The 16701-nt window shown below is 63.5% G+C and carries 17 protein-coding genes; 12 read left to right on the top strand and 5 right to left on the bottom strand.

Annotated features, from left to right (window positions below):
- Positions 1-4: 4 nt before the first annotated feature.
- The 7 genes from IV454_RS13625 to IV454_RS13595 all read left to right on the top strand — a co-directional run bounded on the left by IV454_RS13625 (position 5) and on the right by IV454_RS13595 (position 7273).
- Positions 5-2029 carry a hybrid sensor histidine kinase/response regulator gene (locus IV454_RS13625; RefSeq protein WP_206091880.1) on the top strand — a complete coding sequence of 675 codons (2025 nt, stop codon included), beginning with the start codon at positions 5-7 and terminating at the stop codon, positions 2027-2029.
- A gap of 104 nt (positions 2030-2133) precedes the next feature.
- Positions 2134-2988: a 4-hydroxybenzoate octaprenyltransferase gene (ubiA, locus tag IV454_RS13620; protein ID WP_206091879.1), complete on the top strand. Its 855-nt coding sequence runs from the start codon at positions 2134-2136 to the stop codon at positions 2986-2988.
- 106 nt (positions 2989-3094) lie between these two features.
- Positions 3095-3415: an ElaB/YgaM/YqjD family protein gene (locus IV454_RS13615; protein ID WP_206091878.1), complete on the top strand. Its 321-nt coding sequence runs from the start codon at positions 3095-3097 to the stop codon at positions 3413-3415.
- Between the two features lie 5 nt (positions 3416-3420).
- Positions 3421-3798, top strand: coding sequence for a phage holin family protein (locus IV454_RS13610; RefSeq protein WP_206091877.1), 378 nt, complete (start codon positions 3421-3423; stop codon positions 3796-3798).
- Positions 3791-4087, top strand: a complete 297-nt coding sequence (locus tag IV454_RS13605) for a hypothetical protein (protein ID WP_206091876.1) — start codon at positions 3791-3793, stop codon at positions 4085-4087. The genes IV454_RS13610 and IV454_RS13605 overlap by 8 nt, the downstream gene beginning before the upstream one ends.
- 1140 nt (positions 4088-5227) lie before the next feature.
- Entirely contained in the window at positions 5228-6289 is a 1062-nt protein-coding gene (locus IV454_RS13600) for a hypothetical protein (protein ID WP_206091875.1), read from the top strand.
- Between the two features lie 90 nt (positions 6290-6379).
- Positions 6380-7273: a DUF8189 domain-containing protein gene (locus tag IV454_RS13595; protein ID WP_206091874.1), complete on the top strand. Its 894-nt coding sequence runs from the start codon at positions 6380-6382 to the stop codon at positions 7271-7273.
- A gap of 235 nt (positions 7274-7508) precedes the next feature.
- Here IV454_RS13595 and proC read toward each other — a convergent pair whose 3' ends face one another.
- A complete protein-coding gene (gene proC, locus IV454_RS13590; RefSeq protein ID WP_206091873.1) occupies positions 7509-8324 on the bottom strand; it encodes a pyrroline-5-carboxylate reductase in 816 nt (271 codons plus the stop codon).
- Between the two features lie 23 nt (positions 8325-8347).
- The gene (locus IV454_RS13585; RefSeq protein ID WP_206091872.1) at positions 8348-9049 is read right to left on the bottom strand and encodes a YggS family pyridoxal phosphate-dependent enzyme; all 702 of its coding nucleotides are present in this window, start codon (positions 9047-9049) and stop codon (positions 8348-8350) included.
- 90 nt (positions 9050-9139) lie between these two features.
- Here IV454_RS13585 and IV454_RS13580 point away from each other — a divergent pair, with 90 nt between their 5' ends.
- From IV454_RS13580 to IV454_RS13565, 4 genes are all read left to right on the top strand, one after another.
- Positions 9140-10183 (top strand): type IV pilus twitching motility protein PilT, encoded by a 1044-nt coding sequence (locus IV454_RS13580; protein WP_054266383.1) that lies wholly within the window; start codon positions 9140-9142, stop codon positions 10181-10183.
- A gap of 15 nt (positions 10184-10198) precedes the next feature.
- Positions 10199-11335 carry a PilT/PilU family type 4a pilus ATPase gene (locus tag IV454_RS13575; RefSeq protein WP_054266382.1) on the top strand — a complete coding sequence of 379 codons (1137 nt, stop codon included), beginning with the start codon at positions 10199-10201 and terminating at the stop codon, positions 11333-11335.
- Positions 11332-11817, top strand: a complete 486-nt coding sequence (locus tag IV454_RS13570; protein WP_206091871.1) for a glutathione peroxidase — start codon at positions 11332-11334, stop codon at positions 11815-11817. Before IV454_RS13575 ends, IV454_RS13570 begins: the two co-directional genes overlap by 4 nt.
- Before the next feature lie 250 nt (positions 11818-12067).
- A complete protein-coding gene (locus tag IV454_RS13565) occupies positions 12068-12289 on the top strand; it encodes a hypothetical protein (RefSeq protein WP_206091870.1) in 222 nt (73 codons plus the stop codon).
- Between the two features lie 2 nt (positions 12290-12291).
- Here the strand turns inward: IV454_RS13565 and glcF are convergent, their stop codons facing one another.
- From glcF to IV454_RS13550, 3 genes are read right to left on the bottom strand one after another with little or no spacing between them, the layout of a single operon-like run.
- Positions 12292-13518 carry a glycolate oxidase subunit GlcF gene (gene glcF, locus IV454_RS13560; RefSeq protein ID WP_206091869.1) on the bottom strand — a complete coding sequence of 409 codons (1227 nt, stop codon included), beginning with the start codon at positions 13516-13518 and terminating at the stop codon, positions 12292-12294.
- Positions 13518-14573, bottom strand: coding sequence for a glycolate oxidase subunit GlcE (glcE, locus tag IV454_RS13555; protein WP_229522231.1), 1056 nt, complete (start codon positions 14571-14573; stop codon positions 13518-13520). Before glcE ends, glcF begins: the two co-directional genes overlap by 1 nt.
- Before the next feature lie 13 nt (positions 14574-14586).
- On the bottom strand, positions 14587-16068 hold the full coding sequence (locus IV454_RS13550; protein ID WP_206091867.1) for an FAD-linked oxidase C-terminal domain-containing protein: 1482 nt from the start codon (positions 16066-16068) through the stop codon (positions 14587-14589).
- A gap of 73 nt (positions 16069-16141) precedes the next feature.
- Between IV454_RS13550 and IV454_RS13545 the strand changes: the two genes are divergently transcribed.
- Positions 16142-16696: a cob(I)yrinic acid a,c-diamide adenosyltransferase gene (locus tag IV454_RS13545; RefSeq protein ID WP_166892667.1), complete on the top strand. Its 555-nt coding sequence runs from the start codon at positions 16142-16144 to the stop codon at positions 16694-16696.
- The last annotated feature ends 5 nt before the right edge of the window (positions 16697-16701 follow it).

Below are 16701 nucleotides of genomic sequence, written 5' to 3'. Positions count from 1 at the left end.
CGCCGTGAACTATAAACTCCTCCTGCTCATCGTCCCGGACCCGCACGCGGACATCGATGGCGCGCTCGCGCAGCCGCTCAAGGAGCAGCAACTCGACGCCGTCCTGGCTGCGCCGGCCGGCGCCGTCGAGTGCATCCTGGAACTGATCGGCCAGGACCGCGAGCCGTCCGTCGCTCTCGTCGGGCCGGGCGTCGGCAATGCTGCCTCGATCGCCCGTCGGATTCGCACTGTCTGGCCGGTCGGACAGATTCTCTTCGTACCTGCGAGGGAACAGTTCGAGGCGGTACAAACCGAATTGCGGTATGTGCCCATGCTCGGTCCGAACTGGTCCCTGGTGGCGCTGGGCGATCCGCGCCTGGGCGAGAAGTTGACGCGCGCAGTGCAGGCAAGCCGCCAGCGCTCGCGCCTGCGCACCACCCTGGACCGCGCCAACGTCCGGCTGGCGGCACCCAAAGCGGTCGATAACGTCGCCTATCGTCAATCGGTGATTTCGGAGCATTACCTGGCCAGTTTGCTGCAGCACTCGTCGGATGCGATTTTCTCGCTCGGCCCGCGCGATAACGTCCTGTATTGGAGCACCGGGGCGGAGCGGCTGTTCCAGTGTCGCCCGCGCCACAACCAGCCGGCTTCCGAGCTGCCGTTTTGGTCAGCCATGCTCGATGCGCTACTGGCGCGACTCCATGCCGGCGCATCGCCATTGACAGCGAAAATGAGCACCGTCATCGATGCGCAAACGCTGCACCTGGAAGTGTCGCTGGCACGGGTGCAGGATAAGGACCATGCGTTTATCGGTACCTCGATCTCCGCGCGCGATGTCTCCGACGTCGTGCATGCCATCGAAACTGAACGTGCGGGGCGCCAGAATGCCGAGCGCCTGGGGCGCCTCAAGGACGAGTTCCTTGCCCTGCTCTCGCATGAGCTGCGCACGCCGCTCACCGCGGTCATCGGTCATACTCAACTTCTGCGCATTCAGCACCGCGATGCGCCCGACCTGCAGCACTCGCTCAATATTATCGAACGCAACGCCAAACTGCAGGCCAAGCTGATCGAGGATCTGCTCGATGTGTCCTCGATCGTCACCGGCAAGCTCACTCTGGAGCTGCACAACATCGCGGTGGCCGGCCTGCTGCGCGCGGCCACCGATTCGGTGCGGGCGATGACCGACGCCAAGCAGCTCAAGCTGGTCACGCAATATGCCGTCGGCGCGGCGGCGATCGCGGGCGACGTGCACCGACTCCAGCAGGTGCTCTACAATATCCTGAGCAATGCAATCACGTTCACGCCGGAAGGAGGCACGGTTCAGGTGCGCGCGTCGCTCGTCTCGCACAGTCTGGTGCAGATCGTCATCGAAGACAGCGGGTGCGGCATCGCTGCCGAATTCCTGCCGTATGTGTTCGACAAATTCGGCCAGGAAGACGCCTCGAGCACGCGCCGCCATGGCGGCCTGGGCATCGGCCTGTCGATTGCGAAACAGCTCGCCGAACTGCATTCGGGGACCATTGCGGTGACAAGTCCGGGGCGCGGGCTTGGCACCAGCTTTACGCTACGCTTTCCCGTTGCCTGCGCGGGAGACGGCACGGGGCCTGCCCGCCAGCACCCGGCGATGGCGGCGATGCCGACGGCGCAATCGCGCATGCTTGCACAGCGCCGCATTCTGCTCGTGGAAGACGCCGCCGATACGCGCGAGTTGGTGAAGGACGTGCTCAGCGCACATGGCGCGCACGTGCTCACGGCACCATCGGCGCTCCTGGCGCTTGATTTGCTCGGGAGCGAGACGCTCGACATGGTCGTGAGCGATATCGGCATGCCGCAGATGGATGGCTACCAGCTGATCGGCGAAATACGGCGGCGTGGCTTTGCGGGCGACACCTTGCCGGCAGTCGCCCTGACCGCATTCGCCAGCACCCAGGATCGCCAGAGGGCGTTCGATGCCGGTTTTCAGGCGCATGTGGCAAAGCCGTATATCGTGACGGAACTGGTGGCCACGCTGACCGCGCTGTTGGCGCGGCAGGACCGACCGGTTCGCTGAGCGAGGCCGTGCGCGGCTTGCCTTCGCAACGCGGCGTTCACGTTTCCCTGCAAACACAGTAAAATCCAAGCCATGCCCACGACAGTCGCGCCAGCGATCCGACCATGAACAAGTTGTCGCTGTACTTCCGCCTGATCCGGCTGGACAAGCCGATCGGCATCCTGCTGCTGCTCTGGCCCACCCTGATCGCCCTGTGGATCGCCGCGCAGGGCAGGCCCGCCCCCGCCGTCGTCGTCATCTTCACCCTCGGCACCATCCTGATGCGCTCGGCCGGCTGCGCCATCAACGATTACGCCGACCGCGACTTCGACAAGCACGTCAAGCGCACCGCCGAACGTCCCCTCACCAGCGGGCGCATCAAGAGCTGGGAAGCGCTGGCCGTCGCCGCCACCCTGTCCTTGATTTCCTTCCTGCTGATCCTGCCGCTCAATACCCTGACCAAGCAGCTCTCGGTGGCGGCCGTCATCATCGCCGGCAGCTATCCCTACTTCAAGCGCTTTTTCGCCATTCCCCAAGCCTACCTGGGCATCGCCTTCGGCTTCGGCATCCCGATGGGTTTTGCCGCCGTGCAGAACCAGGTGCCGGCCGTGGCTTGGTGGCTGCTGCTGGCCAATGTGTTCTGGGCCATCGCCTACGACACCGAATACGCCATGGTCGACCGCGACGACGACATCCGGATCGGCATCCGCACCTCGGCCATCACCTTCGGACGCTTCGACGTGGCCGCCGTCATGCTGTGCTACGGCGCCGCCCTGGCCATCATCCTCGTGTGCGGCTGGCTCGAAGGCTTGCGCGGCTGGTTCGTGGGTGGCGTGGCCGCGGCCGCCGCGGTGGCGCTTTATCACTACACTTTGATTCGTGAACGCGAGCGCATGGCTTGTTTTGCAGCTTTTCGCCACAACAATTGGTTGGGTGCGGCCCTTTTTGCCGGCGTGGCGTTAGACTACGCGTTCAGCTGATGTTGTTCCGATAACACGGAAAGTCAATATTGCCAGCGCGCAAATTCGACATCGACCGTTCGGACCACCGGGCTTTCCCATCCATTCACTTACGAGGTAACAAACCATGATCGAATCCATTCCAACCAAACCAGGCGCGCGCGACCAGTTGGTGAACGACTTGAAATCCGTGATCCAGGATGCCGAACAGTGGCTGCGCCACGGCAGCCAGTTGACCGGCGAAGAACTGCAGGCAGCCAAGGCCAAGTTCGAGCGCACCCTGTCGAGCGCCAAGGCGGACCTGATTCGCCTGGAAGAAGCCGTGGTCCAAAAGACCAAGGTCGCCGCCAAGGCGACTGACGAATACGTGCAGGAAAACCCGTGGAAAGCGGTCGGGATCGGCGCTGCGGCCGGCTGCATCATCGGCATGCTCATTTCGCGCAGGTAAGGCATATGGCGATCGCCGAATCGGTGGGGCGGATCGGGGCGACCCTGGTCGCCATGGTGCAAACGCGGCTGGAACTGGCCGCGGTCGAGGTGCAGGAGGAGCTGCAACGCTTTCTTGGGTATGTCGTCCTTGCGCTGGCGTCGCTGATCCTGTTCGGCATCACCGCCTTGCTGGTGGTGCTACTGGTGGTGGTGATCTTCTGGGATAGCTACCGGCTACAAGCCATCGGCGCCATGGCGGTCCTGTTCGGCGTGGCCGGCGGCGCGATCGCGATGCAGGTCAAGCGCAGTTTCGACGCGCGTCCGCGTCTGCTGGGAGCGACCGTGGCTGAATTGAACAAGGACGTCAATTTCATCAGGAATGCGGGGCACGCCGATGAGTAACGACAAGCTGTCGCTGGCCGAACGGCGCGAAGCGCTGATTGTGCAGTGTTCGATGCAGCGCCGCGATGCCGCGCGCGAGATTGGCGCGCTGATGACGCCCTTGAGTCATCCGGCGGGCGGGATTGGCAAACTGTTTGGCGGCGGCGGGATGAAGCTGCCGCTGGGGATTGCCAGTACCGTGATCGGACTGGTGGTGGCCAAGTCGGGCAAGGTACTGCCGGTGCTGACAATTGGCCTGTCGCTGATCAAGGCGGCGCGCAGTGTGATGGGGCTGGTGCGTAAAAAATAGCCTCCTCGTCTCCGGCATTGCCCGAATCGGCTTGCCGCGACCCGGATACGTGTGACATGGCTATTGGCGAAAAAGCGGCCGATCCCGCAGCGCCCGCGTCAGGCAAGTCCGGGTCGTGCCCGGCGACGCAGCCTGTCGCAGAGCAGGGACGTTGGCAACTTGCGGATCGACGCCCACGCGCTTGCCCGCATCCTCCATATGTACCACCATCAATAATATGTTGAGCAAGCGCTTCTCGCTGTCATTCACGTGATCGACGCAAATACCTTTCCCTCAAGGCACAATGTTGTGTGGAACAGGCCGCAATTGTTTATGCGAGTCAGAACAATAGCATCCGTCAAACCTGTCACCGGCCTCGAATGATGCCTGATCGAGAGTATCGCGAATCTACGTATCGCGCACGGTGACATGGACCAAATCCGGGATGACGTGGTGCCGATATTGCCCACCACTTCCGTGCCCCCCCGTGTAGCAGACGCACGCCCAAGCCATGGGCGCTGGCGTCTGGAAACGCGCGCGCCGCTCCCATGTCCCAGTCCAGCAGCACGCTGGCCAGGGCGGTAAACCCATCGCTGCCCGTCGTGTCGCCCGGATCGAGACTGACGCCGCTGCGCCATTGGCGCAGCGGCGCAGCAGTTACGGCAGCAGACCGGCCCCGACCAGGGAACGCTTGCCCGACCCGCCAGGCCAAGTAACAGTTGCAGGGCCAGGCCGGAAACGCACTGGGCGTCAAGCATTGACGCGCGGCCTGCACGAACAACTGCTGCACCAACTGTTCAGCATGTTTGGCCACGTCCCGCTGTGCCAGGCATCCCGCGCCACGCCAGCCACGCCATCGAAGGCAGCCTGCGGCTGGAGGGCCCGCAGACGCGGGTCGTGGCCCGGCTGCTCGATAGCGCGCCCACCAGCATCGTATGGCCGCGTCAATTCGACATCTGCGAACCTTGGTCGATCGCCCTGCAAGCCCACCTGGCGAGCGAGATCTGTGCGGGCTTGCGTCAGCATGTGGACGGCGCCGGCCAACTACCGCACCGAGGCCGGCTGTAACGTAAAAGATACTTATCGCGCAGCCACGAGACTGCCAGACTGGATACATCCACTCAAGACCGACGACCCAACGCCCACCACCAGGAGAACAGCATGACCATCCCATCCAATCTCGAAATGCATGATGTGCTGGCTGCCTTCCATGCCGTTCCCGATGCCGCCACGCGCAACTATTACGCCTGCCCGGTCGATCCCACCTGCCCTGACGGCATGGTGCGCTCGCACTTCAAGGGCATTGCCGCCTACGCCAACAAGCTCATTTTCACCCACACCGACCTGGAACCCGGGGCGACCTGCGGCAAATACCTGATCGCCGACCGGCTCGGTGCTGGCGCCGAGGGCACGGTCGCCGCCACCTACGACACCGATGAGCAAAACTGGTGCCATCCCTGCTCGTCCCAGGCCTGCGGCAGTTTCATGGCCATGGGCATCCAGCCGACCGACACCAGCGGTGACCAGTCCGTGATCCAGATTTGCGACCTGCAAGCGACTCTGCGCAACGAACCGATGCAAGTTCTGGGCAGCATCGCACGCACCGAAGGCATCAACGGCGTGGGCATGACCAAGGAAGCGGGGCCCGGCGGGCGCTACATCGTCGCTGGCGTCAACGGAAACAGCCTGACCCTGTACCGCTCCCGCAGCGACACCCTGCAATACGGACAGATTCTGTTCGACCCGGTCTATCACACAAGCACGTTTGCCGAGTCCGGTGCCGGCCTGGCGCTGGTCACCCAGACCGATGGCCGCATTTTCATGTTCACCCTGAACGCCGATGACGACGGCAGCAACAACCTCATGTGCCTGTACAGCATCGACCTGGCGGCCGGCTTGCCCTTGTCCAGAGTGGGTCATCGCATCATGCCGGTGCCGGGCGTGAGCCAGTCGCTGACCGACTTGCTGAGCTACATGCTCAACAACCAAGCGCCGCTGGCCAATGCGATCATCCTGATCCTGTGGGCGCTTGCGGAAACCTATATGAATAGCAGTTTTCGTTGGGGCAAGGGGCTGGCCATTACCTCGGCCGACACGGTGACCGTGTATGCGAGCGACCGCAACGTGCTGCCCCTGTCGCAGCTGACCCCCACGCGCCAGGATTTTTCGCTAGTGGTGTGGGGCGCGCCAGGATGCGAGCCGGTCCCGCTTTCCCAGTCATGAAGTCGACCACGAATTGGCCTCTGCAAGGGCCACGCGCCAGCTGGCGCACCCGCGTAGCACCACTGTGTCACAACCCACCGGAGAATCGCCATGAACAAGCCTGAAAAAATCCCCCAACGCAGCACCAATAATGTCATCCTGTTTGCCAATCCGGTCGCCATCCCGGGCCAATCAACCTCGATTCCCGCGCTGTCGGCGGCGCCGCAAGGCGGCTTTTGCATGGCTTACAGCGACTCCAACGGTGACGGGCAGATCTGGACCACGCTGTCGACAGACACGATCAGCTGGTCACAGGCCACGGAAATCGGCCAGCAGACGAATGTGCCGGCGCTGGCCCTGCTGGGCGACACCCTGTGCATGATGTATGCCGGATTCGGCGACGACTTTCCGCAGCTGTATCAGACGCAGTCCCTGGACGGCACCAACTGGACTCAAGCAAATCAGATCGGACAACAAACGTCGATCCCGGCGCTCGCGGCACTCGGGGAAACGCTGTGCATGGTGTACTCCGATTCGAACAGCTCTCAGCTCTGGGCCAGTACGTCGCCCGATGGTATCAACTGGACACCGGCGGTGCAAATCCCCAACCAGTATACGTCGGTACCGGCGCTGGCCGCCATGGGCGACACACTGTACATGGTGTACTCCAGTTCCGACAGCTCGCAGTTGTACTGGACCACGTCGACTGACGGGGTGAACTGGAGCGACGCACAAACCATCGATGGACAAGGCACGTCCATTCCGGCGCTGGCCTGCTTCCAGGACTGTCTGTACATGGTGTATTCCGATTCCAACAGTTCGCAATTGTGGGTCAGCACCTTCCCCGACGGCACCGGTTGGACTCCCGCCCAGCAAATTCTTGGCCAGGGGACCTCGGTCCCCGCGCTGGCCGCCACCGACACCCGGTTGTGCCTGGTCTATACCGACTCGTCCAGTTCCCAGCTGTACGCCACTTACCTCGTCATCAACCAGCCCGCCGCCTAGCGGCAGGCGCTGGTCCTGCCTGCGCAGACAGCAAGGGCCCGGCGCTTGCGCGCACGGGCCCCTGTTCGGCAAGCGTCGGGATCAGGCAGCTGCTTCGCCGCCCGGGGCTTGCACCGGATCCCGCTGTGGCCCGGTTCCAGAAGCGTTGAGAACTTCCCCCGAAACGGTCGCCTTCACGGAAAGTGGAAATTGGGTCGTGATGGGAACGACGAAGCGGGTATGGCGCAAACGACGATTACCCAGCCCCCAATTCATCGCCCAACTCCTTGCCCCGCGCCGCGGCGGCCTTGATCGCGGCAACCACCTTCTCCTTCACGCCACTGTCCTCCATGCTGCGCAAGGCCGCATAGGTCGTGCCGCCCTTGGACGTGACGCGCTCCCTGAGCACCGACACCGCTTCATCCGACTGCGCCGCCAGTTGCGCCGCCCCCGTGAACGTGGCCAGGGCCAGCTGCTTGCCCTGCTGCGCCGACAAGCCCAGCTCCTCGGCCGCCTGCTGCATCGCCTCGATAAAATAGAACACATATGCCGGCCCGCTGCCCGACACCGCCGTCACCGGATCGATCATGTCCTCGCCATCGAGCCACACGGTCTGGCCGACGGCCTTCATGATGCCATCCGCCGCCGCCTTCTGCGCCGCGCTCACGCCGGCCATGGCCACCATGCCGGTGATGCCAAGCCCGATCAGCGCCGGCGTATTCGGCATGGTGCGCACAATCGCGCCGTAACCACCGAGCCAGCGCGACAAATCCGCCGCCCGGATGCCGGCCGCAATCGACAAAATCAGCGGCGCGCCCGTCAAATGCGGCAGCAGCGCCGCCGCCACCTCGCGCATCTGCTGCGGTTTAACCGCCAGCACGATCGCATCGCACGCGCCCAGCGCGCCATCGATCGCGCCGCTGGCGCTCACGCCATACTGCGCCTTGAGCCGCGCCAGCGCATCGGCATTCGGATCGACCACGTGAATATCCGCACCCGCGGCCAGCTTGCCCGCCAGGCCGGCGATCAGCGCCGACGCCATGTTCCCACCACCGATAAACGCAATTTTCATAGCCACCTTGATTAGTATTGTCTTTATTCGTAGTGCCGCGAACCAAAAATCGCACTGCCCACCCGCACGATGGTCGCGCCTTCCGCAATCGCCGCGCCCAGGTCGGCCGACATGCCCATCGACAGCGTATCGAGCGCCAGCCCGTCCGCGCGCAGCCGGTCGTACAGCACCCGCAACTGGCGAAACGCGGCGCGCTGCATGTCGACCCGAGCCTGCGCTTCCGGGATCGCCATCAGCCCGCGCAGGCGCAAGTGTGGCAGTTGCGCCACTGCGCGCGCTAATTCGGGTAATGCTTCCGGCGTGACACCACTCTTGCTAGCCTCACCACTGATGTTTACTTGTAGACAAATATTCAGCGGCCCCAGTTGCGGCGGGCGTTGTTCCGATAAACGCTGCGCTATCTTGAGCCGTTCGACGGTGTGCACCCAAGCGAAGCCGGCCGCGATCGGGCGCGTCTTGTTGCTCTGTATGGGGCCGATGAAGTGCCATTCCATCGGCGCGCCGGGCAGCGCGTGCGAAACCGCGGCAATTTTATCCAATGCTTCTTGCAAGTAATTCTCTCCGAACGCATACTGCCCGGCGGCAGCGGCTTCCAGTACGGCCTCGGCAGGAAAAGTCTTGGAAACGGCGAGCAATTGCACGTCCTTACGGGAGCGGCCTGCGGCGTCGGCCGCAGCAACAATACTCGCATCGACAGCTTGCAAGTTCTGGACGATTGTGGACATAATCATTTTCGGCGGGCAATTCAATGCAGTCGGTAGTTGCGAAACGCACACATTATCGGCATGCGCCCATTCACGGCACAGGGATTATAAATGGACATCTCCGAATTACTCGCATTCTCCGTCAAGAACAAGGCGTCCGATTTGCACCTCTCATCCGGCTTGCCGCCGATGATACGCGTGCACGGCGACGTTCGCCGCATCAATCTGCCGCCGCTGGAGCACAAGGACGTGCACGGCATGATCTATGACATCATGAATGACGGCCAGCGCAAGCAATACGAAGAAATGCTCGAATGCGATTTCTCGTTTGCGATTCCGGGCCTGGCGCGCTTTCGCGTCAACGCCTTCAATCAGGAGCGCGGCGCATCGGCGGTACTGCGGACCATTCCATCGAAGATCCTGAGCCTGGAAGACTTGAACGCCCCGCGCATTTTCGCCGAACTGGCGATGCGTCCGCGCGGCCTGGTGCTGGTCACCGGCCCGACCGGCTCCGGCAAGTCGACCACCCTGGCGGCGATGGTCAACCACCTCAACGAAAACGAGTATGGCCACATCCTGACCATCGAAGACCCGATCGAATTCGTGCACGACTCGAAGAAGTGCCTGATCAACCAGCGCGAAGTCGGCCCGCACACGCTCTCGTTCAACAACGCGCTGCGGTCGGCGCTGCGCGAAGACCCGGACTGCATTTTGGTGGGCGAGCTGCGCGACCTGGAAACCATCCGCCTGGCCTTGTCGGCCGCGGAAACGGGCCACCTTGTGTTCGGCACCCTGCACACCTCCTCGGCCGCGAAGACCATCGACCGTATCGTCGACGTGTTCCCGTCCGAGGAAAAAGAGATGGTCCGCGCGATGCTGTCCGAATCGCTGCAGGCCGTCATTTCGCAGACCCTGCTCAAGACGAAAGATGGCTCCGGCCGTATCGCCGCGCACGAAATCATGATCGGCACCCCGGCGATCCGCAACCTGATTCGCGAAGCGAAGATCGCGCAGATGTACTCCGCGATCCAGACCGGCAGTTCGGTCGGCATGCAGACCCTGGACCAGAACCTGACCGATCTGGTTCGCCGCAACGTCATCTCCGGCGCTGCTGCGCGTTCGGCTGCCAAAACGCCGGAAAACTTCCCCGGCTAATTTTTAGGATATTTAATGGAACGCGACCAGGCCTCAAAATTCATGTTCGATCTGCTGCGTCTGATGACCAGCAAGAACGGCTCGGACTTGTTCATCACCGCCGGCTTTCCGCCGGCGATCAAGATCGACGGCAAGATCACCCCCGTATCGGCCCAGCCGCTCACGCCATCGCACACCGCCGATTTGGCGCGTGCGATCATGAACGACAAGCAGACCGCCGGCTTCGAGCTGACCAAGGAAGCGAACTTCGCGATCAGCCCGGGCGACCTGGGACGCTTCCGGGTCTCGGCCTTCATCCAGATGAGTTCTGTCGGCATGGTCCTGCGTACCATCACCACCGCCATTCCGCGCCTGGACGACCTGGGCCTGCCGGACGTCCTGAAAGACATCGTGATGACCAAGCGTGGCCTGGTGATCATGGTCGGTGCGACCGGTTCGGGTAAATCGACGACCCTGGCCGCCATGGTCGGGCACCGCAACGAAAACAGCTACGGGCATATCATCACGATCGAAGACCCGGTCGAATACGTTCACCCGCACAAGAACTGCGTGATCACGCAGCGCGAAGTGGGCGTCGACACCGAGTCGTTCGAAATCGCGCTGAAAAACTCGCTGCGCCAGGCGCCGGACGTGATCCAGATCGGCGAGATCCGCGACCGCGAAACGATGGAACACGCGATCGCCTTCGCCGAAACCGGTCACCTGTGCATGGCCACCCTGCACGCCAACAGCGCCAACCAGGCGCTCGACCGCATCATCAACTTCTTCCCCGAAGAGCGCCGCCAGCAGCTGCTGATGGACTTGTCGCTGAACTTGAAAGGCATGGTGTCGCAGCGCCTGATTCCGATGAAGGAATCCAAGGGCCGCTGCGTGGCGATTGAAATCATGCTCAATTCCCCGCTCATTTCGGACCTGATCTTCAAGGGCGACGTGCACGAGATCAAGGAGATCATGAAGAAGTCGCGCGAGCTGGGCATGCAGACTTTCGACCAGGCGCTGTTCGACCTGCACGAAGCCGACAAGATCACCTACGAAGACGCGCTGCGCAACGCCGACTCGGTCAATGACCTGCGCCTGAACATCAAGTTGAACGGCAAGGAAGCGAAGAACCGCGACCTCTCGCACGGTACCGAGCATCTGGGCATCGTGTGACGGGCGCGCTCGATTTCAAGGCGGCCGATCTGTCGGGCACGCCGGTGGACCTGGCCATGTACAAGGGCCAGGTGGTGCTGGTCGTGAACACCGCCAGCGAGTGCGGCTTTACGAAGCAGTATAAAGGCCTTGAAGTCGTATACCAGCAGTTCCACGACAAGGGCGTGGCGGTGCTGGGTTTTCCGTGCAATCAATTCGGCGGACAGGAACCGGGCAGCGAGAGCGAGATCGGCGCGTTCTGCGAAAAGAACTACGGCGTGACGTTTCCCCTGTTTGCCAAGATCGATGTCAACGGCGAGAACGCGCATCCGCTGTTCCAGCACTTGAAGAAGGCGGCGCCCGGTTTGCTGGGGACCGAGCGGATCAAGTGGAACTTCACCAAGTTCCTGATCGGGAAAGACGGCAAGGTGTACAAACGCTACGCGCCGGCGACCAAGCCGGAAGAACTGGTGGCCGATATCGAAAAACTGCTCGCTCAATAAACGCTGTTTTTCACGCGGCGCGCACTACCCGCTTCCTCCGCATCCCATCCTTGTCCTCACTACCGCCGGTTCTGCCCATGGCAGCAACGGCGGCAGCTTCTGCATTCACAAACCAAATAACCTTTATCAAATAATATGCTTTTATCATTCAAATCGTGAATGACAAGTATCAGAATTTGAAATTAGTGTTATATGTTGCGATGCCGCATAATGTGTACATACCACACAAACACATTGAAAAAGGATCGATATGAACATCGTGAAGAACATGGAAGCCGTCGTCATCGCCGCAGTCGCACTGACCTTTGTCACCGCCCTCGCCTCTGCTCAAGCACCGCGCGCTCGCAGCGCCGCACCGACCTCGCCGGCCGCTGCCGCCAAGGCCGACGCCGAGACCAAGGCCGATATGACCACCATCGTCGTCACCGGCAAGCGCCTGAGCGCAGAGGAAAAAGCAAAGCTGGCCGCGTAATCTCAGGCCAGCGCCTGGTCGATCAACTCGATCCAGTGCGCCACCGGCGTTGCCGTGCCCGACTGAAGGTGGGTCTGGCAGCCGATATTGGCCGACACGATCACCTCCGGGTTCGTGGCCTGCAAACTGGCCAGCTTGCGGTCCCGTAGTTCAGTCGCCAGCGCAGGCTGCAGCACCGAATAGGTGCCGGCCGAACCGCAGCACAAATGGCTGTCGGCGCACAATGTCACATCGACGCCGGCAGCACGCAATACCCCTTCCACCTTGCCGCGGATCTGCTGTCCGTGCTGCAGGGTGCAAGGCGGATGAAACGCCACCCGCTTCGCCACTTTCCCCTTCAGCTTCGCTCCCAGTTCGGCCTCGAACTGCAGCATGATTTCGCTCAGGTCGCGCGTGAGCATCGCAATGCGCGCGGCCTTGGCGGCGTAGGCGCTGTCGTGCGCAAGCAGGTGCCCGTATTCCTTGACCGTGACGCCGCAGCCCGACGCCGTCATCACGATCGCCTCGACCTGCCCGCGTTCGACCAGCGGCCACCAGGCGTCGACATTGCGGCGCATGTCATTGAGGCCGCCTTCCTGGTCGTTCAGGTGGTAGCGCAGCGCGCCGCAGCAGCCGGCCTTGGGCGCGGCCAGCAGCTGCACGCCAAAGGCATCGAGCACGCGCGCCGTGGCGGCGTTGATATCGGGCGCCATGGTGCTTTGCACGCAGCCTTGCAGCACCAGCATCTTGCGCGCATGTTCCCGCGCCGGCCAGTGGCCGGCACCGCGCGTCTTGGGCAGCTTGTCCTGCAGCGCCGGCGCGAGCAGCGGCCGAAACAGCTGGCCCGCCCTGAACGCCGGCCGGAAGATCCACGCGCGCGGCAACACCTCCTTGAGCACCGCGCGCTTGATGCGTTCACCGAGCGGACGCTGGACGCGCTCTTCCACCACCCTGCGGCCAATGTCCGCCAGCCGTCCATAGCGCACCCCCGACGGGCAGGTCGTCTCGCAGTTGCGGCACGTGAGGCAGCGGTCCAGGTGAGTCTGGGTCTTGACGGTGACCGGCGCCCCTTCGAGCACCTGCTTGATCAGATAGATGCGTCCGCGCGGGCCGTCGAGTTCATCGCCCAGCAACCGGTAAGTGGGACAAGTGGCGGTGCAGAAGCCGCAGTGCACGCAGGCGCGCAGGATCGCTTCGGCTTCGTCGCCGTCAGGCGTACCCTTGATGAAATCGGCGAGGTTCGTTTGCATCAGTACATCCGTCCGGGATTGAAGACCTGCGACGGATCGAAGGCCGCCTTCAGGCGTTGATGAATCCTGGCCACGCCAGGCGCCAGCGGCTGGAACACGCCGACGCTCTTGTCGCCGCCCCGGAACAGGGTCGCGTGGCCGCCCACCGCCGTCACCGCGCGCCGGATATTGCGCGCCATCGCCGCATCGGCATCGACCTTGAGCCAGCGCTGCGCGCCGCCCCACTCGATCAGCTGCGCACCGCGCAAGATGATGGCGCCCGTGGTCGACGGCACCGACAGCCGCCACAGGCTGCCCTCTCCATCGAAAAACGCATGCCGCTGCTCGCGCAGCGCGGCCCAGAAGGCATCGCCGTCGCCGACCGGCTGCCCGCCCAGGGTGCGCGCGGCGGCAACGACCGCCGCCTGTGCGCCCGACAGGCGCACCGTGAGCACGCCGGCGTGCCAGCAACTGGCCGAGATGGGCAGCGGCAGGCCGGCCCACTCGTTCAGGCACCGCAGCGCCTCGATTTCATTTATCGCAAAGCGCAAGGTGGTGTCGCACAATGCGCGCGGCAGCACCTTGATGGAATGCTGCAGCATCAGCCCCAAGGTGCCCATGGAACCGGCCAGCAGGCGCGATACGTCGTAGCCGGCCACGTTCTTCATGACCTGGCCGCCGAAGGTAAGCACGTCTCCCTTGCCGTCCATGAGGACCGCGCCGAGCACGAAGTCGCGCAAGGCGCCGCTTGTGGCGCGGCGCGGGCCGGACAGGCCGCTGGCGACCACGCCGCCGATGGTGGCGCCCGCGCCGAAGTGCGGCGGCTCGAATGCCAGCATCTGCTTATGCTCCGCCAGCGCCGCCTCGATCTCGGCCAGCGGCGTGCCGCAGCGCGCGGTGATGACCAGTTCCGTCGGCTCGTAGTCGACGATGCCGCTGAAAGCGCGCGTGTCGAGGATATCGCCGTCGGTGGCCTGGCCGTACCAGTCCTTGCTGCCGCCGCCGCGTATGCGCAGGGTGCGGCCATCCCTTGCCGCTGCCAGCACCTGTTCCCTGAAATGTTCGATCTGCTGCACATTGTCTCCCATGTCAGAAACGCGGCAGGCCGGCGAAAGGCAGTACGCCACCGCTGATCCGCATCTTGCCAAATTCGGCGCAGCGGTTCAAGGTGGGGATGGCCTTGTCGGGATTGAGCAGCTGCGGCGCATCGAAGGCGCGCTTGACGGCGAAAAAGGCATCGAGTTCGGCGCGCGTGAACTGCACGCACATCGAATTGATTTTTTCCATGCCCACGCCATGCTCGCCGGTGATGGTTCCGCCCACTTCCACGCACAGCGCCAGGATGGCCGCGCCGAAGGCTTCGGCGCGATCGAATTGGCCCGGCTGGTTGGCGTCGAACAGGATCAGCGGATGCAGGTTGCCGTCGCCGGCGTGAAACACGTTGGCGCAGCGCAGGCCGTAGGTCGCTTCCATCTGCGCGATCCCGGTCAGCACCTGCGCCAGGTTCTTGCGCGGGATGGTACCGTCCATGCAGTAGTAGTCGGGCGAGATGCGGCCCGCTGCGGGAAACGCGTTCTTGCGGCCCGACCAGAAACGCAGGCGTTCGGCCTCGCTCTGCGACACGGCAATGGCGCTCGCGCCGGCAGCTTGCAGCACCGCCGACATGCGTTCGATTTCCTCGTCCACTTCCAGCTGGGTGCCGTCGGCTTCACACAGCAGGATCGCTGCGGCCTCGGTGTCGTAGCCGGCATGGACGAACGGTTCGACCATGCGCGAGGAGGTCTGGTCCATCATCTCCAGCCCGGCCGGAATGATGCCGGCGGCGATCACCCTGGCCACCGCGTTGCCGCCGGTGACGACACTGTCGAACGAGGCCATGATCACGCGCGCGGTGGCCGGCTTGGGAATGAGCCGGACCGTCACTTCGGTAACGATGCCCAGCATGCCCTCGGAGCCGATGAACACGGCCAGCAGGTCGAGGCCCGGCGCATCGAGCGCCTCGCCCCCAAGTTCGATGATGTCGCCATCGATGGTCGCCACGCGCACGCGCAGCACGTTATGCACGGTCAGTCCGTATTTGAGGCAATGCACGCCTCCCGAATTTTCGGCCACATTGCCGGCGATGGTGCAGGCGATCTGCGAGGATGGATCCGGCGCATAGTACAGGCCATGCGGCGCGGCCGCGTCGGAAATGGCCAGGTTGCGCACGCCCGGCTGCACCACAGCCAGGCGCGCATAAGGCTCCATGCGCACGATGCGGTTCATGCGCGCGGTCGACAGCACCACGCCGTCGGCCATCGGCAGCGCTCCACCCGACAAGCCGGTGCCGGCGCCGCGCGGCACGATCGGCACCTTCAGTTCGCGGCAAACGTTGAGGATGGCCAGCACCTGCTCTTCGTTATCGGGCAAGGTGACGATCATGGGCAACTGGCGGTAGGCGGCCAGGCCGTCGCACTCGTACGGGCGGGTGTCCTCGGGGTCGGACAGCACGCAGCGCGCCGGCAGCACCGCCAGCAGCGCCTGGGCGACCTGCTGCCGGCGTTCGGGATCGATGGGAAGGGAGGCGGACATGCATCGATTGTATGCGTTATCGCCGCTTTTGTCGTATCCTGCCTGATTATGATTCAGCTACCGGAAAACAATCATGGGCAACCGACTTTCAAAAATCGCCACCCGCACCGGCGACAATGGCACCACCGGCTTGGGTGACGGCAGCCGCACCGAAAAAGACAGCGTGCGCGTGCACACGCTGGGCGAAGTCGACGAACTCAATTCCTTCGTCGGCCTGCTGCTGTGCGAAGACATGCCGGCCGAGCTGCGCGAAGAGCTGGTCTCGATCCAGCACGACCTGTTCGACCTGGGCGGCGAAATCTGCATCCCCGGCTACACCCTGATCACCGACGAGCACGTGGCGCGGCTGGACGACCTGCTCGAAAAATACAATGCCGACCTGCCGCCGCTGAAGGACTTCATCCTGCCGGCCGGCTCGCGCGCGGCGTCGATTGCGCACGTGTGCCGCACGGTGTGCCGGCGCGCGGAGCGCAGCATCGTCACGCTTGGCAAAACCGAGACCATCAACGAGCATCCGCGCCAGTACGTGAACCGCTTGTCGGACCTGATGTTCGTGCTCTCGCGCGTGTTGAACCGCTTCGCTGGCGGCAGCGACGTGCTGTGGCAGCATGAGCGCAAGCGAGGATAAGCTCC

This window comes from Massilia antarctica (genome assembly GCF_015689335.1).
GTDB classification, from domain to species: domain Bacteria; phylum Pseudomonadota; class Gammaproteobacteria; order Burkholderiales; family Burkholderiaceae_D; genus Telluria_A; species Telluria_A antarctica.
Note: the sequence above shows the minus strand (reverse complement) of the source record. Positions and strands in the feature narration are given on the sequence as shown.